Origin of the sequence: Pseudomonas fluvialis (genome assembly GCF_002234375.1) — a bacterium.
GTDB classification, from domain to species: domain Bacteria; phylum Pseudomonadota; class Gammaproteobacteria; order Pseudomonadales; family Pseudomonadaceae; genus Aquipseudomonas; species Aquipseudomonas fluvialis.
Genome location: NZ_NMQV01000026.1, coordinates 1 through 21580 on the forward strand (window position 1 = coordinate 1; position 21580 = coordinate 21580).

General features: G+C 57.6%; 16 protein-coding genes. 10 read left to right on the forward strand and 6 right to left on the reverse strand.

Annotated features, from left to right (window positions below; all coding sequences use genetic code 11):
- The 3 genes from CFY91_RS16115 to CFY91_RS13685 form a co-directional block, all read left to right on the forward strand.
- On the forward strand, positions 1-196 hold a 196-nt coding region (locus tag CFY91_RS16115; protein ID WP_207759396.1), incomplete at its 5' end, for a hypothetical protein.
- Positions 197-480: 284 nt separating this feature from the next.
- Positions 481-735: a helix-turn-helix transcriptional regulator gene (locus CFY91_RS13680; RefSeq protein ID WP_023464843.1), complete on the forward strand. Its 255-nt coding sequence runs from the start codon at positions 481-483 to the stop codon at positions 733-735.
- A gap of 329 nt (positions 736-1064) precedes the next feature.
- Positions 1065-2036 carry an inovirus-type Gp2 protein gene (locus tag CFY91_RS13685; RefSeq protein ID WP_093986939.1) on the forward strand — a complete coding sequence of 324 codons (972 nt, stop codon included), beginning with the start codon at positions 1065-1067 and terminating at the stop codon, positions 2034-2036.
- Positions 2037-2049: 13 nt separating this feature from the next.
- Here the strand turns inward: CFY91_RS13685 and umuC are convergent, their stop codons facing one another.
- The 6 genes from umuC to CFY91_RS13715 all read right to left on the reverse strand — a co-directional run bounded on the left by umuC (position 2050) and on the right by CFY91_RS13715 (position 9798).
- Positions 2050-3324 (reverse strand): translesion error-prone DNA polymerase V subunit UmuC, encoded by a 1275-nt coding sequence (gene umuC / locus CFY91_RS13690; protein WP_093986940.1) that lies wholly within the window; start codon positions 3322-3324, stop codon positions 2050-2052.
- Positions 3317-3754 carry a LexA family protein gene (locus CFY91_RS13695; RefSeq protein ID WP_133063690.1) on the reverse strand — a complete coding sequence of 146 codons (438 nt, stop codon included), beginning with the start codon at positions 3752-3754 and terminating at the stop codon, positions 3317-3319. Before CFY91_RS13695 ends, umuC begins: the two co-directional genes overlap by 8 nt.
- Before the next feature lie 313 nt (positions 3755-4067).
- Positions 4068-6341, reverse strand: a complete 2274-nt coding sequence (locus CFY91_RS13700) for an ATP-dependent DNA helicase (RefSeq protein WP_093986941.1) — start codon at positions 6339-6341, stop codon at positions 4068-4070.
- Positions 6338-7978, reverse strand: coding sequence for a VRR-NUC domain-containing protein (locus CFY91_RS13705; protein WP_093986942.1), 1641 nt, complete (start codon positions 7976-7978; stop codon positions 6338-6340). Before CFY91_RS13705 ends, CFY91_RS13700 begins: the two co-directional genes overlap by 4 nt.
- Before the next feature lie 349 nt (positions 7979-8327).
- Entirely contained in the window at positions 8328-8909 is a 582-nt protein-coding gene (locus CFY91_RS13710; RefSeq protein ID WP_033982999.1) for a plasmid pRiA4b ORF-3 family protein, read from the reverse strand.
- Between the two features lie 13 nt (positions 8910-8922).
- Positions 8923-9798 carry a WYL domain-containing protein gene (locus tag CFY91_RS13715; protein WP_093986943.1) on the reverse strand — a complete coding sequence of 292 codons (876 nt, stop codon included), beginning with the start codon at positions 9796-9798 and terminating at the stop codon, positions 8923-8925.
- A gap of 175 nt (positions 9799-9973) precedes the next feature.
- On the opposite strand from CFY91_RS13715, the gene CFY91_RS13720 reads away from it, so the two are divergent.
- From CFY91_RS13720 to CFY91_RS13750, 7 genes are all read left to right on the forward strand, one after another.
- The gene (locus tag CFY91_RS13720) at positions 9974-11035 is read left to right on the forward strand and encodes an ADP-ribosylglycohydrolase family protein (protein WP_093986944.1); all 1062 of its coding nucleotides are present in this window, start codon (positions 9974-9976) and stop codon (positions 11033-11035) included.
- Between the two features lie 19 nt (positions 11036-11054).
- Entirely contained in the window at positions 11055-11432 is a 378-nt protein-coding gene (locus tag CFY91_RS13725; RefSeq protein ID WP_229727210.1) for a hypothetical protein, read from the forward strand.
- Positions 11425-11778 carry a hypothetical protein gene (locus CFY91_RS13730; protein WP_133063691.1) on the forward strand — a complete coding sequence of 118 codons (354 nt, stop codon included), beginning with the start codon at positions 11425-11427 and terminating at the stop codon, positions 11776-11778. The genes CFY91_RS13725 and CFY91_RS13730 overlap by 8 nt, the downstream gene beginning before the upstream one ends.
- Positions 11779-12109: 331 nt before the next feature.
- The gene (locus CFY91_RS13735; protein WP_093986946.1) at positions 12110-15919 is read left to right on the forward strand and encodes a DUF3427 domain-containing protein; all 3810 of its coding nucleotides are present in this window, start codon (positions 12110-12112) and stop codon (positions 15917-15919) included.
- Between the two features lie 244 nt (positions 15920-16163).
- On the forward strand, positions 16164-19688 hold the full coding sequence (locus CFY91_RS13740; RefSeq protein ID WP_093986947.1) for a helicase-related protein: 3525 nt from the start codon (positions 16164-16166) through the stop codon (positions 19686-19688).
- Positions 19685-20995, forward strand: a complete 1311-nt coding sequence (locus CFY91_RS13745; protein WP_093986948.1) for an AAA family ATPase — start codon at positions 19685-19687, stop codon at positions 20993-20995. The genes CFY91_RS13740 and CFY91_RS13745 overlap by 4 nt, the downstream gene beginning before the upstream one ends.
- Complete coding sequence (locus tag CFY91_RS13750) at positions 20988-21578, forward strand: retron system putative HNH endonuclease (protein WP_165765330.1); 591 nt, start codon at positions 20988-20990, stop codon at positions 21576-21578. Before CFY91_RS13745 ends, CFY91_RS13750 begins: the two co-directional genes overlap by 8 nt.
- The last annotated feature ends 2 nt before the right edge of the window (positions 21579-21580 follow it).

The window sequence follows — 21580 nt, forward strand, 5'->3', positions numbered from 1 at the left end:
AACTATCCTGACGCGGCGGGAATTCTTGCCTACACCACAATTTACAAGGCTTCAGCGTGGCTGCAGGCATGTAAATGCTAGTAGCACAAAGGTGAGCGCTGCGCTTTGCCCGACAAGCATTCAGCTGCTGGGTGATTTTCAGTCGGCTGCTGCTAGCAATGACGTGGTGCTCAGTCAGTTTGTTCTTGCTGGTTAGGGAGGGGCCCCCGGAGGCTTCACGTGCCTTGAGGCTATGTGTGGCGCCCGAGCGGGACTTTCACTGTTCACAGGGGGGGGGCAAGTGATCTGCCCCTGTATTGGATTTGCCTATTGCGGTTGGCTTAGCTTCGGATTTGTCGGCTGCCGCCTGTGCCAGGCCGCCATGATTACTTTCCCGCAATGGATGGCTGCCTCGGGCGTGTTTGCCTAAAGGGCTGGCTTTGGGTCGGTTCTTTTTTAAAACCCTTGCACATCCTCTGAGCCATAGAGGAGAGCCCGCTCATGCGTATCATGCGATTGAAAGAAGTAATCGACACAACCGGCCTTGCCAGGTCAACCATCTACAAATACATCGCTGATGGAATCTTCCCGAAACCGGTTAACTTAGCTCCTGCCGGCATGGATATGCCGAGTACCCGAGGCGTGGGATGGATCCAGTCAGAGGTCGATGATTGGATCCTGGCAAGAATCGAGGAGCGGGATATGGCTGAGGGATCCGCCACACGTCCAAGCAACCATTTGAGCGTCGCCAAGTAAACTTTCCGCCATGACCGGCTTCGGCTGGTCATGGCGCTTATGCCGCCCCGTTTCTGGGAGGGCTTTGCTCTCAGCTAACTCTCCCAAAGCTCAATGCGGCAAATCTCTCGACAGGCTTGAAATGTTGCTCCCCATTGCCCGGCCTGCTCGGGAGGTTCGGCTCTGGTCAGGGCTGCATCTATTGATATAGCTATTAACTACCAGTTCTTACTAATCGATAGTACCCATCACTACCCATCATCACTGACTTCACCAGAGGGAAAGACGACCAGTAAAAAGAAACAGACCACGTACCTGGTATGCACCAACAACCAACCAGGTACTCAGCTATGAACAACCGCAAGCACAACACCCACCTCTCCCAGTCCGATATAGCCCTGCAGATCGAATCGCTCGTCCAAGCTATCGAGCACAGCGATACACCTGCATTCCGTATCACGTACAAACGGTCAGGCTATGAGCAGGTCGAGCAGACCAGACTCTCCCGGTACTTCGCCAACGTCCAGCAGATGTACAACCTGTTCGATGACCGAGTGCCATACGACTTCAGCGAGCACCTGTTAGCGTTCAGGGAAGCCTGTGACGACATTGGCCTTCAGCGCTCACCCAATGGTCCTGTCTGCATGAGCGAGATGGGGACGTACTTGCTCAGTCATGAGCAGAGCATGAACGTCCTCACCGAACGGATTCGTGAGTTGACCCGCCAGCAACGGTATCGGCGTAGGCCTGGGGATCGCCGAGAGCTGGCCAAGCAGCAATCGACCGAGATCATCGCGTACACGGATGCTGTGATGAGTCTTTACTCCCGCACTACGGTCATCAGACTGGACCTGTATTACCGTCCTGAAGCTCAAGCCAGACTAAGAGTCGAGCAGGTCTTTGATCACCTGGATGATCTGATCGACAAACACAGCCGTCACCGGACTTTCGAGCACCTGATTGGCTACACGTACTCAGTGGAGCACGGAGATCGCAATGACGGGAGGGGCTACCACATCCATGCGGCCTACTTCTTCAATGGCAACCAGGTATGCCGGGATGTCTGGAAGGCGATTGAGATCAGTGAGCTATGGGAGGAGATCACTCGTCGTCAGGGCTATGCCCATAGCTGCAACCACGACAAGGAGGGATATGGCGATAGGCGTGGAATCGGCCTTATCCAGCGGGAGGATCAGTCGAGACGGCCACATACGCACTACGCCATGAAATACCTAGTCAAGGATGATCAGCACCTGCGCTTGAAGCCTGCAGGGGCGCGCTGTCTGCGTAAGGGGACTCTGAACCGTGCTCGTCGCGGATAAGTGAATGCGAAGGCTACTTAGCTTTTGCGACCATTAACTCAGACCAGCGAGTGGTGTATGCCGGAGAGAGTAATTCTCTGCGCATTGCCCACTCGACTGGCTTGGCAATTCGTCCTGGCTGGAGTGTACCGCGACCCCAGCGGTTGTTGATCGCGTCCAGAGTGCTCATCAGTCGCTCGGTTTTCACGGGCTGCTCGGGGGCGAACAGATCCGGGGTGTACTCATTCTTGCGACACAGATCCAACAGCATCACCTGAGCCTTGGCGTAGCTGAATCCCTCTCTGTAGACCCGCTGCAATCCAGCCTGGACGGCCTTGATGATCAGCCTGCTGTCATCGGTTGGATAGGGCAGTTGGCAGAGGACGCCATTGGCATATTTCGCTTCAGCTGGATTGAACATCCCGGTGCGTAAACTCACACGCACCTGCCTGCAGAGCGACTCCTGCTTACGGAGCTTTTCAGCAGCGCGCGTCGCATAGCTGGTGACGGCCTCTTGGATAGGCGCTAACTCTCGCAGGCGCTTGCCGAATGATCTGCTTGAGCATATCTCCTGCTTGGGTTCGATCTCGTTCTCGATCTCCAGGCACGCCACACCGCGCAGTTCGCGCACAGTTTTCTCGATCACGACATTGAATCGCTTGCGCAGTGTCCAGGCATCCATCTGTGCCAAGTCCCAAGCGGTTTTGATTTGCATGCCTTCCAGATGCGCACGCATGCGGGGGCCGACGCCCCAGACTTCTTCTACGGGCATGGCCTTGAGCAGCTTGTCACGACGCACGGGGTCACGAATATCTACGACGCCTCCGGTCTGCTTCTGCCAGCGCTTGGCGGCGTTATTGGCGAGCTTGGCCAGTGTCTTGGTCGTGGCGATACCAATGCCAACAGGGATGCCGGTCTTCTGTCTGACTTCTGCCTGTACCTGGCGGCCTATCGACGCCAGAGGTTCAGGGAGTCCAGTCATATCGGCAAAGGCCTCATCGATGCTGTAGACCTCGATGCTTGGAAAGCAGCTCTCCAGGATCGTCATCACACGCTCGCTCATGTCGCCATAGAGGGCGTAGTTGCTGCTGAAGGCGACGACGCCGTGGCGCTTGAGGTCGCCTCTGATCTCGTGGAACAGGGCGCCCATTTTCACGAACGGCTTAGCATCGGCAGAGCGAGCAATTACGCAGCCGTCGTTGTTGCTCAACACCACAATGGGCGTTCGCAGCAGGTCAGGGCGGAACACGCGCTCGCAACTGGCGTAGAAGCTGTTGCAGTCGACTAGTGCGTAAACCGGTTCAGCCATGGGTGAGGTGGTTCCGCAGGCTGTGAGTGACGACGCCCCAGATCGTCAGCTCATCGTTTTCCAGGATATAGCGCGGAGAGTAGGCCGGGTTCTCCGAGCGCAGGATGAACTGGCCCTGTTCCTGGGCCAGGCGCTTTACCAAGACATCGCCGTTAAGGCAGGCAACCACCACATGCCCCGGCCTTGCTGTGATAGCGCGGCTGACGATCAGATGGTCACCGTCGAAGATGCCGGCCCCTGCCATGCTGTCACCGCTAACGGACACCACGTAGGTGTGCGGTGTTTGCAAATCCAGCAGCGCATCGAGCGAGAGCTTGTGTTCCATGTGGTCCAGCGCCGGGCTGGGAAAGCCGGCTGGAATGTGTGCGTCAAAGCAGGGTAAGCGTGTGCTGCTGGCTTGGAGTGCACCAAGGATCTGGGTGTTGCTCATGGGAAATTGCCGTTAACTGTATTTATGTACAGTATCAGGCAATGTTGGAATCCTTCAAGGCGCGTCCGTCTGTGCCGCTAGGCATGTGCGCTAAATGTTTACGGGTGAAAAGTTTACGTGTCGCCTCACCTGGCGATCCGGCCTATGGTCGACACATCACAACCGAGGAGCGTTCACCATGATGATCATGCTGAGTTCGATGAGTGAGTATTTGACCCTGCTGGCCACAGGGCTGCTGATGGTCGGGTTGGCAAGGCTGGCTTATGGTGGCCGTGCAGTCTGATCGATTTGCTCTGGCTTGTGTCGCCAGGGCTCACAGACGGTAGGGTTCGACCTTCCACCACGTGGGTAGCAGGTCCCTGATTTTGGCCTGGCCGAAACGATCATCCAGCAGATACACCACGCCCTGGTCATTGACCGTGCGGATCACCCGGCCAGCCGCCTGCACCACCTTCTGCAGGCCCGGATAGAGATAGGCGTAGTCATAGCCATTCACCTCACCGAACATCTGCTGCATCCGCGCTTTGACTTCTTCGTTGACCTCGTTGACCTGGGGTAGGCCCAAGGTGGCAATAAAGGCGCCGATCAGGCGCTTGCCGGGCAGGTCGATCCCTTCGCCGAAAGCACCACCGAGCACGGCAAAGCCGATGCCCTCGGAGTGGATCGTAAAGCCATCGAGAAAGGCTTGGCGCTCACTTTCATTCATGCTGCGGGTCTGTACGCTGTTTGGAATGTCCGGATTCAGCGTCATGAACAGTTCGCGTACCTGCTCCAGGTAGGCATAGCTGCTGAAGAAGGCCAGGTAGTTGCCGGGTGTGCTTCGATACTGTTCAGCCATGAGCCGGCAGATCGGCATGAGGCTGGATTCGCGATGCTGGTAGCGGGTCGACAGGTTGCGCACCACGCGTACGGCCAGCTGATCGGCCGAGAAGGGCGACTCCACATCAATCCATTGGGTTTCTTCGGGCAACCCTAGCAGATCCTGGTAGTACCGGGCCGGGCGCAGCGTCGCGGAAAACAGGGTGGTGGTGTGGGCGTCGCTGAAGCGGCTGGCGAGAAAGGGTGCTGGCACGATGTTTCGTAGACACAGCGTGGTGTGATCGCCAATCGCCTGAGTGTCCTGGCGGGTGACGTCAAACAGCGAGTGCGGCCCATAGGCCTCGCTCAGCCGGCAGAACAGCATGGCGTTGAGGTAGAACTGAAGTAGCAGGGGATCTTGGCCGCTGGGGTAGTCGGTCAGGTGATCGGTGATAGCGCTGACGGCGCGCTGCAGCGCTGCCACCAGTAGGTCCGGCACGACAGGGTGGATCTGATAGTCCACCTGCTGCACCTGGTTGAGCTGCTCCCAGTGTCGACTGACGCGCTGCAGCACGCTGCGCAGGCCTGAGGGTGCGATGCGGCATAGCTCATGAAACTCTTCTTGATCGAGCTCGGCGGTGTACATGCCGCGCGCGCGCTCGACCAGGTTGTGGGCTTCGTCGACCAGTACGGCCACGCGCCACTCGTTGACCTGAGCGAGGCCGTATAGCAGGGCGCCCATGTCGAAGTAGTAGTTGTAATCGCAGACCACCACATCGACCCAGCGGCACAGCTCCTGGCTCAGGTAGTAAGGGCAGACCTGATGAGCGAGGGCAACGGTGCGCACCTGTTCCTGAGTCAGCCAACTCTGCCGTAGCGCTGCCTCACGGGCTTCAGGTAAGCGGTTGTAGAAACCCTTGGCCAGCGGACAGGACTCGCCGTGGCAGCTCTTGTCGGGATGCTCACAGGTCTTGTCGCGGGCCACATGTTCCAACACCCGCAGGGGCGTGGCAGCGTTTCCTTCGCGCAGGCTGTGCAGGGCGTCTAGCGCCAGGCGCCGACCGGGGGTCTTGGCCGTGAGAAAAAACAGCCGATCCAACTGCTGGCCCGGCATGGCTTTGAGCTGAGGGAAGAGGGTGCCCAGCGTCTTGCCGATACCCGTTGTGGCTTGCGCCATCAGGGTATGGCCATCACGGGCGCTGCGATACACCGCTTCGGCCAACTGACGTTGCCCACGGCGAAAATCGGGGTAGGGGAAACGCAGCGTATCCAGGTAGGCATCGCGTATTTTGCGGTGGGCTTCTTCCTGCTCTGCCCAGACCAGAAAGCGCTGACACTGCCGCTCGAAAAACTGCTGCAGGTCGGCGGCACTCATCACTTCGATGAAGGCATTCTCGGTGTGGGTTAGCACGTTGAAGTAAACGACGGCCAGCTCCACTTCCTGCAGATCCAACTGCTGGCAGAGCAGCCAGCCGTAGACCTTCACCTGCGCCCAGTGCAGGGCTCGGTGGTTAGCCGGGATGCGGCTGATATCGCCCCGGTGGGTTTTGATTTCTTCGAGACGATTGCGCTCCGGGTCATAGCCATCAGCGCGACCACTGACGAAGAGTCCGGGGTAGCTTCCGCTGAGTGGCAGTTCGGCAAGGTAGTCAGAACCACGCCGGCCCACCACGGTCTGGTGACCTGCGATACCTTCCTGAGCGGTGGGTGAGGGCGTGAAACGCAGGTCGAGATCACCTTCCTTGGCAGTGAACTCGCAGAGGGCACGCACCGCTACGGCGTAGGTCATGCCACGTCCCAGCTCACGTAACAGACCTCGACCGGAATGCCCTGCTCGGCGGCAAACGCCAGCCAACGCTTCTGGTTGTCCTGCAGGCGGTCACCAGGGCCTTTTACCTCAATCATCCGGTAGCGCTGTTCCTGCGGATAAAACTGGATCAGATCCGGCATGCCGGCGCGGTTGGCTTTCAGGTCACGCAACAGGCGGGTAAAGCAGGCATGCAGATGTGCAGCGGGAATGCACTGCAGCGCCAGGTCCAGCAGCGCTTCATCAAGCATGCCCCAGAACACGAAGGGCGACTGCAGGCCGAGCTTCTCCTGATAGCGATCCTTGATCAATTGCCCGTAACCGGGTTGCTCTAGCTGCTGCAGGCAGCGCTCGAAAAGAGGTTGGCGACGCGCATAAAAGTCCTGGCTGTGCAGGTCCACCGGACCGCTGTGGAACGGGTGAAAAAACGCCCCCGGCAGCGGCGCGAAGATCGCTTCCCAACACAGCAAACCGAACAGGCTGCAAATAAGGGTGTTTTCCACGTAATGCACCGGAGCATCATCCTGCTGCAGATGATCACGTACGGCGATTTCCACACAGCCATGTGCCGGCATCGGCAACACCAGGTCGATACGGCTTTCGCCCACTGCCTTGGCGCGCTTCATCGTCGACAGGCCGAGCTTGCGCCGCAGGCGGGTGAGGGCCCGTTCCAGGCGCTGACTTTCTTCATCACTGCCCGGGTCCTGGCTAAAGGCCTGCGCCTGATCATGGGCCTCGCTATCCCGTCCCAGCTGTTCCAGCACGCGAATCTGCCGCCAGCGGGCTTCGCCATGATTGCTTTCCTGATAGAGCAGCAGGGCCTGCTCCAACTCGCAGCTCTTCTCCAGTTGCTGAGCGATCTGAAACAGCAGGCGCGACTGGCGACTGCACAGGTAGGGGTTGCTTGATCTGAACGCCAATAACGGCGGCATGATGTCCGCCAGATCCGCACCCTGTTCAACGCTGACGCGCAACTGGCGCAGGTAGAGGTAATCCTCAAGATCCTGACGGCACTGAAAACCCCGTGACTCCGGACTTATGTCCACCGATTCGTAGCGGTAGATACCCAGATCCGCCAGCACGAACTCGGACCAGTCCTGGGCCAGATTGCCAAAGAACATCAGGCGCAGACGGTCGCACAAATCGCCCACCATCAAGCTCAGCAACTGATCATCCAGCCCAGGACACCAGTCCCGGAAGGTCTGGACGGGGAGCTCCGTGCTGCGCAGTTGTTCGAGCAGCTCGGCCTTTTTCTGCGTGGCGCGGCGGTCAGTGAGCGGCAGATGAGTCAGCACCTCATCCTTGCGCAGCAGCTCGGCAATCTCATCAACTGTCAGCAGCGCCTGCTCGGTGACCCAGCCCTGTTCAAGCAGTGGACCGGCTGCCGTCAAGCAGTCGCCGATTTCCGGATAGACGAGCTTGCTCAGGCGGAAGTGACAGCCTTTGCGCATGATCATGCGCACCAGCAAGGCTTGTGATGGCCAGGCCAGAGTGTCGAAAGCGTCGAGAAAGGCGCGCTCTTCATCCGACAGCAAGTCGGCATAGCGCTCAGCCACCCAAGCGAGTGCGGTGCGGAAATTGCTGAGGTAGTAGAGCTCGGGCGGTAGTGGGGCGGACATGGTAGTGATTACTGTATTCTTGTACAGGATTGTCCGCTTTGACGCCTGGGCGATCAACTATCAGAGGTTCTGCCTATACCCCACGCAATGAGAAGTGAGCGGCGGCGTTCTTGACATGGATACCATGCCAGCGCGGCTCACCTACGGCTGCCATGCCATCTGATTGAGCACGGCTGAATCCAAGGATGAGTATGGCTAACTGCCGACTATCTGCATGATAACGTTCCGTCCAATTTCATGATCCGGATCCGTCTAAATTCAGGGTGTGAGGCCATTCTTGCTGAAAGCCGGCGCTCTGAATGACTGAAACTTTGCTTCGAGAGGGTTGGCAGCTTACTGGGCTAGTCGGCTAGCCCCAGAAGTTGTTGCAGATCCGTTGAACTGCTGCATTAGCCGCTCGGCGATCAAACAGCTCTGCATCGAAGCTGCCGCCTGCCCATTCAAGTGCACTGCGGCCTTCGTCACTGTCTGCCTGTTGGGTAATCTGCAGGAAGTGCTGATAGCCCGGAACTCCCCCCACATCTTCAGGTGGGCAGGCGCGGGCGCCGTCTAGCACTTCGCACCAGGTTCCGCTGAAATCACAGGGCTCGCTGGCCTCCACTGCGATCACATGCTGCCAGCTATCACCGAAGTCATAGAGGTAGCGCAGTCGGTCTGTGTTCTTCAGGACTCGCTTCAGTTTGACCTTGCGATCGTCCAGGGCGTCTTCGAACATGTCTGCAAAATCAGCGTCCAGCGGCATGTAGCGATTAAGCCCGTCACTGAACTCATGTAGATGGACGCTGCTCCAGCCAAACGCAGCTTGGATAAAATGATGCAGCTTGCGTAGCGTGCAGTCGCCGGTCACCTGTATCCGCCGCCAGATCGGAGGATTGAAATGCAGCGGCTCCAGCTGGATATGCAGGGTGTACAGTTGAGGCTGAGTAGCCATGGGAACTCCGCGTTCAGTGGTATAGCCAGGGATGCAGTTCATCGAGGTTGGCGACGACGATCTGCTGTGCGGTGGCTTTGGCATGCACCTTGGCCGGGTCGATCTGGTAGCGCTGCAGCACGTACTGCACAAGAGCACCTCGGGTCTCGATCACCAGTTGTCCGTCACGCATGCCGTAGTCGGCTTCGATAATCGCGCGCTGCTCCGGCTTAAGGCGAGAATCCGGTTCAATGATGACCTGCACCTGACTGTTCCAGCCCGGATCCTGCTCACGGGTGTTTTCGGTTTCGTCGTCCATTAACTCGGGCTCACCACGAAAGCGGCTGAGCACAAAGTCCCGGTAATCTCGATTCTTCTCGCAATAGGCGCGCACATGCCAGCGCATACCGGTGTAGATCAGCGTATGCGGCGCGATCAGGCGGGTTTCGCCGTCCGGCGTCGTGAAGGACACATACTCGCACTCCAGTCGCAGCCCATCGCGGCAGGCCTTGAGCAGCGGGCGCAGCACTTCCGGGCGCACTGAGCGATCCGGTACATCCAGCACCTCAGTGTGCGCATAGGCCAATGCCAGCCCCTCAACATACGGTGCGCGGTCGTGATTCTGGTTGAGCAGGTGCAGGTAGGCACTGGCGCTGTCATCGATAAACAGCGGTTTGAAGTGGCGGCTCGGCACATACCCCTTCAAATGCTTGTCGTATTCCAGGTTCTTCGGCGCGTAGTCGGTGATGTAGGAATTGATGTCCTTCGACGCTTGCTGGCGGCTGATACCGAAGCTCTGCATCAGGTGATTTGTGGTCAGGCGGCCTTCCCACCAGGCTACCGTCTCAATCAAACGGTAGCGCAGCGCCAGATCCCAACGCACGGACTCGATTTCCTGCTTACGCTTCATAGCCTCTCCATCTGCTCGAAAACTTTACCTGTACAGGCAAACACCGTAGATACGTCGCTCAACACTACATATCTTGATAGCCAGAGACAAGCAGGCCGATGTCATTTAGTCCGGGGGCTGTAGCTAGTCCAGTACACAAGTTGGATGTGCGGTTCCTGATTGGAGGGGCGTGAAGATGAATCAACTGGATCGAATTCGCGGTTGCCTGCTGGCCGGTGCGGCTGGCGATGCTTTGGGCGCAGCGGTGGAGTTCATGGATTGGCCGAGCATCCGGCAGAAGTTCGGTGAGTGGGGCATTCGGGATTTTGCCCCCGCATTCGGCAAGCTGGGCGCCGTCACCGACGACACCCAGATGATGTTGTTCACTGCCGAAGGCCTGTTGCGGGCCTGGGTTCGGCACAATTCACGTGGTATCTGCCATCCGCCCTCGGTTATTCATCATGCGCTGCTGCGCTGGTACATCACCCAGGGCGGCAAACCAAAGGCTGAGGTCACGCAGGATGGCTGGCTAATCGGTGTGAAAGACCTGTGGGCGCAGCGCGCCCCGGGCATGACCTGCATGAGTGCGCTGGGTGCCAGCCAGGCGTTTGGCGACAAGGCTAGCAATGACAGCAAAGGCTGCGGTGGCGTCATGCGTGTGGCACCCCATGCGTTCTTCCCGCAAGCCTTCGAGTGGGCGGTCGAAAACGCACGCCTGACCCATGCCCATCCCAGTGGCTATCTGGCAGCGGGCCTGTTTGCCGACATTCTGCAGCGCATCTACGAGCAGGGTTGCGACCTGAAAGACGCCATCCGCCAGAGCCTGGCCGAACATGGCCAGAAACCGGGCATGGCGGAAACCCGCGAGATGGTCGAGTACGCCCTGCGCCAGTGTGAGGCCGGTATCGCGCCTACGCCCGAAGGGATTGCCGTGATGGGCGGTGGCTGGGTGGCCGAAGAAGCCTTGGGCATTGGCCTTTGGTGTGCCCTGATGGCAAGCAGCCTGGAGGAAGGCATCTGCTGGGCGGTCAATCACACCGGCGACAGCGACAGCACGGGTCTGATTGCCGGTAACCTGCTGGGTATCCAGCTGGGGCCTGATGCCATTCCTGCGCGCTGGCTGGAGTCTCTTGAGTTGCGCGAGGTGATCGAGCAACTGGCGCATGACATCGAGTGGGTGCCGCGTACTTATTGTGGAGAATACAGCTCGGGCGCTAATGAGGACGAGCGCATATGGGAACGCTATCCCGGGTCCTGATGCAGAAGGGAGCAAGGCCATGAGTCGAAGAAAACATTGTGATGCCCTGCAATGGCTGGCAGCCGGATTGGCGGTGTTCTTGCTGGTCAGTGCTCAGGCTCAGGATCGAGATCTGGATAACGATGGCGTCTGGGATTACGGCAGAGGCGGCTTCGACCGGGATGTCGACAACGATGGCGCGTGGGATTACGACCGCGGCGGCATCGACCGCGATTTGGATAATGATGCGACTTGGGATTATGGTGCCGGTGGCATTGACCGAGATATCGACAATGACGGCAGTTGGGACCATGACGCCGGCGGTATAGACCGTGACTTGGACAACGACGGGCTTTGGGATGAGTCGGCCGACGGCATTGATAGGGATCTGGATAACGATGGAATGTGGGATGAATAAGTCAGTAATGATCGCAGTCTGTGCCGAGCTGACGTCAGATGGCGAAGGACTCGAATTGCTCGCACCCTGCTATGTAGTGCGTCAGGAAGGTGTTATAGCCTGCATGGGTGAGCTGGAGCGTATGCGCAAGTGTTTTCCATCAGCAGTTGAAGGCGCCGGGCTAGTGGCTCTGGCTTGGTATGAGGGCATCGAGCAGTTTATGGAGTCGGTCAATCTTCATCCTTTTGAAGATGCAGCCGGCTACATGCCTACCGGCCACCGCCTGAGCATTCCTGGTGTGCATATCCGCTTGGAAGAAGGCAGCGTAGTGGCGCGCCGCGAGCGCATCAGCCTGGCGCGGCATTGAATGTCGGCACAAGCTGACCGCCCCGGCAAAAAAACGGGCCCCGACTTTACCCTGGCCTTGTCAGTGGATAAGGTGACGAACATCGCAAATGCAGGTCGCGGTATCCCAGGGATGGCTCTGCATATGCGCATCGGCATTCGCCGTGTGGCGTCCAGCTTCCCTCCGGTTTCCGTTGTTACTTTGCCACCCTGGTTTGAATTGGGCTGGCCCGCGTTGCTGCGGGCGGCTGTGGAGTGTTGTGCATGAGTGAGTTGGAGCAGGCTGTCCTTAGTAACGCACCCTCAGCAGTTCAGCTTTGCGTCACTCTTTCCGGATTGTTGGGAGTTCGGCAGTGAGCAGTACAGATGCCTACTACAACCAGAACGCACTTCAGTTCGTTGATGACACTCTTCACGTCGATATGCGCAGCCTTTACGAGCCGTTTCTAGCTGAGCTGCCTGTATGTGCGCATATCCTCGATGCTGGCTGTGGTTCAGGTCGTGATGCGCTGGCGTTCCAGAGAATGGGACACCAGGTGAGCGCCTTCGATGCAAGTGAACAACTAGCCAATCATGCGAGCCAACTGCTGGGCTTTATTGTTCCGGTAAAGCGCTTCGACGAGCTTGATGATATTGAACTCTATGATGGCATCTGGGCCTGCGCTAGCTTGCTGCATGTGCCTCAGCGCCAGTTGCGGGATGCCTTTGCATGCCTGTGGCGTGCGTTGAAAGCGGGCGGTGTCTTGTATTGCAGTTTCAAACTTGGAGATGGTGAACGCCTTCACCATGGTAGGCACTTCACCGATGCGGACGAAACGCGAATAGATGATTGGACTCGTGAGTTGCCCGGTCTGAGTCGCAGGACCTATTGGCTTACCTCTGACCAGCGTCCAGGTAGGGATGAGCAATGGTTGAATGTGCTCTTGTACAAGGCCGCTAGCAAGCTTGTTACCGGCGGTGATGATAATCCCTTCCTGCCACACCTTTGCGCGGCGATTCATCAGGCGCATACGATCAAAATGGCGGTGGCTTTCATCAAGACCACTGGCCTGCGCCTGTTGCTACCTGATCTGCTGGAGTCCCTGCAGCGTAATGAGAATGCGCAGGTGCGCATCCTCACCAGCGATTATCTGGACGTGACTGACCCAGAAGCTTTGCGGCTGCTCATGCTGTTGGCCGAGCAGGGTGCCCAGGTTCGAGTCTTCCAGAGCAGTGGCAGCAGTTTCCATCTCAAGGCCTACCTGTTCAGTGGGCAAGATTGGGGGCGTGCCTTTATCGGCTCAAGCAATATCAGTCGGCAGGCGCTGCAGCAGGGGTTGGAATGGAACTATCGAATTAACTATCCGGGGGATGATGGTTATCTGGAGGCCTGCGGGCGTTTCGATCAGTTGTTTGAACACCCTCGCTGCACGACGTTGACTGACGCTTGGATCGATGAGTACGAGCGACGTCGTATCAAGCCTGTGCAGTCATCTGAAGCAGGCAGTACGGAAAGTGAGCCGCCGCCAAGTCCGAGCAAGGTCCAGCAGGAGGCCCTACAGGCGCTGCGCGTAACCCGTGAACAAGGCTATCTGCGTGGACTGGTGGTGCTAGCCACAGGTCTGGGTAAAACCTGGCTGGCCGCCTTCGATGTGAAGCAAATGGGCGCGCGTCGCGTGTTGTTCGTTGCCCACCGCGAGGAAATCCTCAATCAGGCAGCGGCGACCTTTACGCGGATTCAGCCTTCGGCGCGAGTCGGCTTCTATCGTGGCCAGCAGCGCGACAGTCAGGTCGACGTCCTCTGTGCGTCTGTACAAACGCTCGGCAAGGTCGAGCATCTGGAGCGCTTCAAGCCTCAGCACTTCGATTACATCGTGGTCGACGAATTTCACCATGCCTCTGCTCCAACCTATCACCGTCTGCTGCAGTATTTTGCGCCCGCGTTCATGCTCGGTCTGACCGCCACCCCGGACCGCACCGACAACGCCAATATCCTCGCTTTGTGCGATGACAACCTGGTGTACGAAAGCGATCTGTTTAGCGGTGTAAGCGAAAAGCTCCTCGTACCGTTCCACTACTACGGAATTTTCGATGGCGACGTTGATTATCAGGGCATTCCATGGCGCAACGGCCGCTTCGATCCCGAGCTGTTGGCTAACAAGCTAGCCACCCTCGGTCGAGCTCGTCATGCGCTGAGTCAATGGCGTCTGAATGCGCAAACCCGCACCTTGGCTTTCTGCGTCTCTACACGTCATGCCGATTACATGGCTGAGCATTTCCGCAAAGAAGGCATCCGTGCGGCGGCGGTTTATGCTGATTCGCAGTTGTCGCGGGGCGAGGCGCTGGAACAGTTGCGCGTTGGTGCATTGCAGGTGCTTTTCTCCGTTGATCTGTTCAACGAAGGCGTCGACCTGCCGGTGATCGATACAGTGATGATGCTTCGTCCCACTGAATCGAAAATCCTGTTTCTGCAACAACTCGGACGCGGTCTGCGCAGGGCCGAGGGCAAGGACAAACTGGTAGTGCTGGATTTCGTTGCCAATCACCACAGCTTCCTGCACAAGCCAATGGCGTTGATGAACCAGGGCATGAACCGCCGCCAACTGGCTGAGTTCGCCCGAAGTGCGGAGCGGGGTCGGTTGTATTTACCGGAAGGCTGCTTCGTCAATTATGACCTGCGCTTTATCGACTTCCTAAAGTCGCTGGACAGCGACAGCGTGCAAACCGACTACCGCAGCCTGCGCGACACCTTGGGCCGACGGCCAAGTGTGACGGAGTTCTATCGTTCAGGGGCCAGCCTGCAGGACATGCGCCGTCAGTTTAGGCATTGGTTCGCTCTGGTGGCAGCCGAAGAGAGTGAGCTGCCTGACGCGCAGCGCACGATCATCGAGAGGAACGGCGACTTCTTGCGCGAGCTGGAAACCACCGCCATGACCAAGAGCTACAAGATGGTCCTACTGGAAGCGTTTCTGGAGTTGAATGGCTGGCGCGAGGCGGTCAGCCTAGATCGACTGGCCGAACGGTCTTGGCAGGTGTTGCAGCGCCGTCGCTCGTTGCTCGGCGATCTACCCGACGACTATCAAGGCATGAGCCAGGCGCCAGGCGATTGGCCGGCCTATTGGAAAAAGAACCCAATCAGCGCCTGGAGCGGTAGTCGCTATTTCAGCGTGGAAGAGGGGCTGTTTATTGGCAATGTTGCGGTCAATGAGGCGGGGATCGCACAGCTGAGCGAGCTGGTGCAAGAGCTGGTGGACTACCGCCTGACCACCTATGCGGCTCGCGCAAGCTTGCCGAGCGCCGCTGTGCAGCCCTTTCCGAGCCGCCCGGAACAGGTGGAGTTGGCCTATTTCCCTAGCCTGAAAATAGCCTGCGGTCACTTCCGTACCAGCCGTGCCGATTACGAGGAATACCGGTCGCTTGGCAGGGCTTACGGCAATCTGGACCCCGCTCGCCACTTCCTCGCTCGCGCTTCCGGGAATTCCATGAACGGCGGCAAGCAACCAATTAGGGATGGGGATTACCTGCTGCTGGAAGTCATCAGTAGCGAAACCGCCGGCAATATCACTGGCGAGGTCATGGCCATCGAGCGTCAAGATGAAACCGGTGATAACCAGTACCTGCTACGTAAGGTCATCAAGGGCTCTAGCGGCCAATACTGTTTGCGTGCCCATAACCCTGACTATGCCGACATCCTGGTTAGCGATGAACTGCAAGAGCAGTTCCGCACCTTCGCCCGACTCAAAGCCGTTATCGACCCCTTTGAGATGCAGGTTGGCCAACGGTTTATGCGCGAGGAAATCCCTGCGCTGTTTGGCGTCGAGTTCAATGCCGGCAGTTGGAACAGTGGGCATGTGGTGATCCCGGAGCGTAATGCCCATGTGCTGTTGGTGACGCTGAACAAGCAGGGGAAGGCCGAAGACCTGCGCTACCAGGACCATTGGATTGATGAACGACATTTCCACTGGCAAACACAGAACCAGACAGCTCCGGAAAGCAAGCGTGGTAAGGAGATCATCAATCACGAGTCAATGGGCATCGCAGTGCATCTCTTTGTGCGTGATAACAAGCTGGAAAATGGCAAGGCTGCACCCTTCAAGTACTTTGGATTGGTCAGGTACCAGCGCCACAGTGGAAGCAAGCCGATGAGTGTGTGCTTTGAGTTGCTACAGAATTCAGCGAATTGATTGAGCATCCTCATGTTTCCTATGCGTCAGAGCTACAGAGCGGCAATGCGCATAAGCCTGATTTTCGCTGGTTATGTGGAGAAGGCTCAGGCGTCCATCTCTAAGGACTGCGCACCGGGTAGTAAGTAAGAGTTTGGTTGCATCTGAAGCATTCGTTTTGCCCTCAATTGCCAAGCTCAATCGAGTGTCGATAAGGGTATTATCCAAGTACACTCAACAATTTAACGAATACTCGGAAGCTTTAATGGTCAAGCTGGAAGACATCACAAAAGACGCCCAGATTCGTGGCCTGCATGGCGACGAGGTGGTGAAGATCGTAAGCGTCGACAAGGTCGGTGACTCGGCAATCAGCGTCGTCTACCAGAAAAGTGCGGGCGGCTACGGCGATCAGATGCTGTTTCGTAGCGATGAGTCGCGTCTTGAACTTGCTCAGGGTGGCAAAGCGTGGGCTTTCGATGCACCAGGCAGCGACTTTAAGCTGGCTCTGGAGGCCTGGCGCATCCAGTTGGCTCACCTGTTCGATCCGATGATGGCGGTTCACACCTCCAACGTCGATCCGCTCCCGCACCAGATATCCGCCGTCTACGAGTCCATGTTGCCGCGCCAGCCGCTGCGCTTTGTGCTGGCTGATGACCCCGGCGCAGGCAAGACCATCATGGCTGGCCTGCTGATCCGCGAGTTGCTGATGCGTGCGGATGCTCGACGCATCCTCGTGGTATCTCCCGGCTCACTGACTGAGCAGTGGCAGGATGAGCTGCTGGAGAAATTCGGCATCAAGTTCGAAGTGTTCAGCCGTGAGAAGCAGGAGCAGTGCGCAACCGGCAATTACTTCGAAGAGCAAAACCTGCTGATCTGCCGTCTCGACCAGCTGTCGCGCAACGAGGACTATCAGCTCAAGCTCAAGAATACCGACTGGGATCTGATCATCGTCGACGAAGCCCACAAGCTGTCGGCCAACTACTTCGGCAACAAGGTCAACAAGACAAAACGCTTCGAGCTGGGCGAGCTGCTTGGCTCGATCACCCGTCACTTCCTGCTGATGACGGCGACCCCGCACAACGGTAAAGAAGAAGACTTCCAGATCTGGCTGTCGCTGCTCGATGGCGACCGCTTCTACGGCAAATTCCGTGAGGGTGCCCACAAGGTCGACGTATCCGATCTGATGCGGCGCATGGTCAAGGAAGAGCTGCTGAAGTTCGACGGCACCAAGTTGTTCCCTGAGCGGCGCGCCTATACGGCTAATTACTCGCTGTCCGACCTGGAGGCTGCGCTCTACCACGACGTAACCGACTACGTACGCAACCAGATGAACCTGGCGGATCGTCTCGATGGTCAGCGTAAGAACAACGTCGGCTTTGCCCTCACGCAACTGCAGCGCCGTCTGGCTTCCAGCCCTGAGGCGATCTATCAGTCCTTGCGCAATCGTCGCAAGCGTCTGGAAAACCGCGTCGAGGAAGAGAAGCTGCACCTGCGCGGGGGTGGTGTTGCCAGCGTGCTGGGCGAGTACCTGGTAAAAAAACGCATCGAGGTGCCAGACAACCTCGACGACATGGAAGACGAACTCAGCGCGGACGAGTACGAGCTATACGCTGACCAACTGGTAGATCAAGCCAGTGCGGCTGAAACCATCGCCGAGATGGAAACTGAAATTTGTCTGCTCCAGGGCCTAGAACAACAGGCGCAGCGCCTAGTGGCCTCGGGCAGTGACCGTAAGTGGGAAGAGCTGTCCTGCCTGCTGCAGGACTCACCGCAGATGTACAACGGCGAAAGTCGCCGCAAGCTGATCATCTTTACTGAGCATCGCGCCACCCTGGATTACTTGGTCAGGCGCATTGCCGACATGCTGGGGGATCCGGATGCCATCGTCACCATCCATGGCGGTACCAATCGTGACGAGCGGCGCAAGGTGCAGGAAGAGTTTCGCCACAACCCGCGCGTGCTGGTGCTGATCGCCACCGATGCTGCGGGAGAGGGTGTCAACCTGCAGAACGCCAACCTGATGGTGAACTATGACCTGCCCTGGAACCCTAACCGCCTGGAGCAGCGATTCGGTCGTATTCACCGTATTGGCCAAGATCAGGTCTGCCATTTGTGGAACATCGTTGCTAATGAGACCCGCGAAGGTGAGGTGTTCCAGAAACTGTTTGAGAAGCTGGAAATCGAAAAGCAGGCCTTGGGCGGCAAGGTGTTCGATATTCTCGGCGAGGCGTTCGATAACGTATCGCTTAAGGATCTGCTGATCGAGGCCATTCGCTACGGCGACTCGCCGGAAGTGCGTGCGCGGCAGAGCCAGGTCATCGATGGGGCGTTGGACACCGAGCATCTGCGTGAGATCCTCCGTCGCAACGCGCTGGTTGAGCAACACATGAGTCTCGACCAGCTGTATGCCGTCAAAGAGGAAATGGAGAAGGCCGAAGCCCGCAAGCTGCAGCCCTATTTCATCCGCGCTTTCTTCAATGAAGCTTTCACCAGCGTTGGTGGAGAGCTACGCAACCGCGAACCAGCACGCTATGAAATTCGCCATGTGCCAGCCGCATTACGTGAGCGTGACCGCGTAATCGGTGAAACCCGTACGCCTGTGCTCAAGCAGTACGAGCGTATCTGTTTCGAGAAACAGCAGGTAAGGGTGCCGGGCAAGCCTATGGCTGACCTAATCCACCCTGGCCATCCACTGATGCAGGCGCTGACCGATATCACCCTCAGTGCCCATCGCGGCAAGCTCAAACAAGGCTCAGTGCTGGTTGATCCCAATGATGACAGTCTGATCCCCAAAGTGCTGTTCATGCTCGATCACAGCGTGCGTGAGAGTGCTGCTGACCAGCCCAAAATCGTCTCGCGCCGTCTGCAGTTCGTGGAAATCGATCCGCAGGGCCAAAGCAGCAATGCGGGATGGGCGCCGCACTTGGATCTGTTGCCGATCAAACAGGAGGAGCTTGCCCTGGTGCAAGACGTGCTGAGCGCCTCCTGGTTGCAACAGAACCTGGAAAATCTCGCACTGCAGCATGCCTCGCAACAACTAGTGCCCGAGCACTTCAGCGAAGTGAAAACCCGCGTTGAGCGTCAGGCCGAGCGCGTGCTGGCCGCTGTACATGAGCGCTTGGTCAAGGAAATCAACTACTGGTCAGATCGCTACCTCAAACTCAGTGATGACGTGGCCGCAGGCAAGCAGCCGCGCATGCAGCCAGAAAATGCACGTCGCCGCTATGAGGAGTTGACTGCCCGATTGGAGCAGCGCACCCGTGAGCTGCAAGCCATGCAACAGGTCAGCTCTGCCACCCCTGTGGTGATCGGGGGAGCCCTAGTGATTCCTGCTGGATTGCTGGCCCAGCGCCAAGGCGATACAGCATTCTGTGCAGATGCGGAGGCGCGTTCGCGTGTTGAGTGGGCTGCTATGCATGCCGTTATTGCAGCAGAACAGGCTCTGGGACATGTAGTGAAGGATGTTTCCGCCGAGAAGTGCGGCTGGGACATCACTGCACGTCCGCCGGTTGCCGCGGATGGCAGCATCAAGGATGACCGCCATATTGAGGTCAAGGGGCGTGTAAAGGGCGCGACCACAGTCACCGTGACCAAGAACGAGATCTTCTCCAGCTACAACCAGGGCGAGAAATACATCCTCGCCATAGTGCTGGTGGATGGCGATCAGACAGATGGCCCTTACTACATCAAGCACCCATTCAAGAGCGAGCCGGAGTTCGGCATTGCCAGTGTTAACTACGACTTGGCTGAGCTGCTGTCCCGAGCGATCAAGCCGGAGGAAAGCCTGTGAATTTAGAGAAGCTGCGCTTACAGAACTATCGGCGCTTTTCCAATTTTGAAATCGACTTCGACCCAGAGCTAACGGTTATAGCCGCTCGCAACGGTCAAGGTAAAACCACCATTCTTGAAGCCATCGCTGCTGCCTTTGGCCCCTTTGTTGGTGCGTTTGACATGGGCAAGTCGAAGCACATTGAGCGCACCGATGCGCGTTATGTGCGCATCAGTGCAGGTTACGAGAATGAGCAAAAATTTCCTGTGGTTGTGGATGCGCAAATGCGCGCACCGGCCATGCAGTGGCAAAGGGCACTGCTCAGTGCTAAGAGCCGCACGACCACCAAGGAAGCTTGGCTATTAGCTAGTTGGGGTAAAGATCTGCAGAGCCAACTGCGAAATGATGCGGGTGTCGAGTTGCCCCTTGTTGCCTACTACAGTTCAAGGCGACTTTGGGTCAGTCACAAGAACACGTCCAGTAGGGCGATACTGACTGAGAGTCGTACCGCAGGTTATGAAGATTGTCTCTCTTCGCTGTCCAACTACACCCAGCTGCAGCAATGGATGCGTAAAGCAACTTATGCAGTCGTTCAGCAGCGCGAGCAGCCTGGCTACGAACTATCGAATCTTGAGCCAAGGCTTCAAGGCATTAGAAATGCTGTAGATCAGGTGCTGGCCGAAGAAGGCTGGAGCGGATTTCACTACAGCCTGGTATTTGAAGACTTGGCCATGTCGCACCCTGATCATGGTGCACTTCCCCTCAGTTTGTTGAGTGATGGGGTGCGTGCAATGATTTCGCTGGCGGCCGACCTAGCCTTTCGCTGCGCGCGACTCAATGGTCAATTCAAGGAACTAGCGCCCCAGAAAACCACCGGCATTGTGCTGATCGATGAGGTTGATCTTCACCTGCATCCGGCATGGCAGCAGCGTGTCATAGGCTCGTTGCGTCAGGCATTTCCACGCTTCCAGTTCATTGTCAGCTCGCATAGTCCGCAGGTGTTGACCACTGTAAGCCGCGAACAGATCCGTGTAGTTCGAAGGAATGACCAAGGTGATTGGCTTTCGGAAAAGCCCCCGCTGAGTCCATTGGCTCAAGAATCGGGTGATGCATTGGCATACGTAATGGATGTCAGCCCAAAACCCCCGCTGGATACAGTAACCAAGGCTCATGAATACGAGCAGTTGGTACGCAGTGGCAAGGGCGATCAGGAAGAGGCGCGGCGTCTGAAAAGCGAGCTGGATGCCGAAGGTTATGAAACTCCCCAGGCGCAGGCAGCGCTCTGGGCGTTTTTGGCGGAGCAGGCAGGGAAGCAGAAGCATGATTGAGTTGGTGCATAACCCAGTCGTCCCAGCGGTTCTTCAGGCTTATGTTGCGGCTAACCGCGCTGCAGTGCCGGCAGATTTTGACAGCGCCGCCTTTCAGCCGGTGAAGCGTCAAGTTAAAGCGAGCCTAAATGCTGATCAGGGTGGGCTCTGCGTCTATTGCGAAACTGAGCTGGCTGCGCAGTCTGGCCAAGTGGATCACATTAAACCGAAAAGCGGCCCGAATGCGCATCCGCATCTGGCATTTACATATAGCAACTACGCCCAAAGCTGCATCAACGAAAAAACCTGCGGGCAAAAGAAAAAAGCCGGGCTCCTGCCCATCCAGCCGGGGCCTGGCTGTAACGACGATTTCTCCCTGAGCACTGACGGCCAACTGGAGCCGATGCCTGATCTCATTCGCCAGCGTAAGCATGCTGTGCGACAGACCCGCGACATGCTCGGTCTGCAGAATGCTGCCTTGGTGCGCGAGCGTCAGCGATGGATCGAGACCGTCATCGAGCTCATGCAGAACCAGCCGGCGCTCGTGCCAGCCTTTCTGGCTGATAAACCCTTTCGTCACATTCTTCGCCGGCTTGCGGCGTGAGT

Bases quoted from the DNA above. Each gene is read 5' to 3' on its own strand.
- CFY91_RS13680 (WP_023464843.1), top strand. From the start codon at position 481: ATGCGTATCATGCGATTGAAAGAAGTAATCGACACAACCGGCCTTGCC.
- CFY91_RS13685 (WP_093986939.1), top strand. From the start codon at position 1,065: ATGAACAACCGCAAGCACAACACCCACCTCTCCCAGTCCGATATAGCC.
- umuC (WP_093986940.1), bottom strand. From the start codon at position 3,324: ATGGCTGAACCGGTTTACGCACTAGTCGACTGCAACAGCTTCTACGCC.
- CFY91_RS13695 (WP_133063690.1), bottom strand. From the start codon at position 3,754: ATGAGCAACACCCAGATCCTTGGTGCACTCCAAGCCAGCAGCACACGC.
- CFY91_RS13700 (WP_093986941.1), bottom strand. From the start codon at position 6,341: ATGACCTACGCCGTAGCGGTGCGTGCCCTCTGCGAGTTCACTGCCAAG.
- CFY91_RS13705 (WP_093986942.1), bottom strand. From the start codon at position 7,978: ATGTCCGCCCCACTACCGCCCGAGCTCTACTACCTCAGCAATTTCCGC.
- CFY91_RS13710 (WP_033982999.1), bottom strand. From the start codon at position 8,909: ATGGCTACTCAGCCTCAACTGTACACCCTGCATATCCAGCTGGAGCCG.
- CFY91_RS13715 (WP_093986943.1), bottom strand. From the start codon at position 9,798: ATGAAGCGTAAGCAGGAAATCGAGTCCGTGCGTTGGGATCTGGCGCTG.
- CFY91_RS13720 (WP_093986944.1), top strand. From the start codon at position 9,974: ATGAATCAACTGGATCGAATTCGCGGTTGCCTGCTGGCCGGTGCGGCT.
- CFY91_RS13725 (WP_229727210.1), top strand. From the start codon at position 11,055: ATGAGTCGAAGAAAACATTGTGATGCCCTGCAATGGCTGGCAGCCGGA.
- CFY91_RS13730 (WP_133063691.1), top strand. From the start codon at position 11,425: ATGAATAAGTCAGTAATGATCGCAGTCTGTGCCGAGCTGACGTCAGAT.
- CFY91_RS13740 (WP_093986947.1), top strand. From the start codon at position 16,164: ATGGTCAAGCTGGAAGACATCACAAAAGACGCCCAGATTCGTGGCCTG.
- CFY91_RS13750 (WP_165765330.1), top strand. From the start codon at position 20,988: ATGATTGAGTTGGTGCATAACCCAGTCGTCCCAGCGGTTCTTCAGGCT.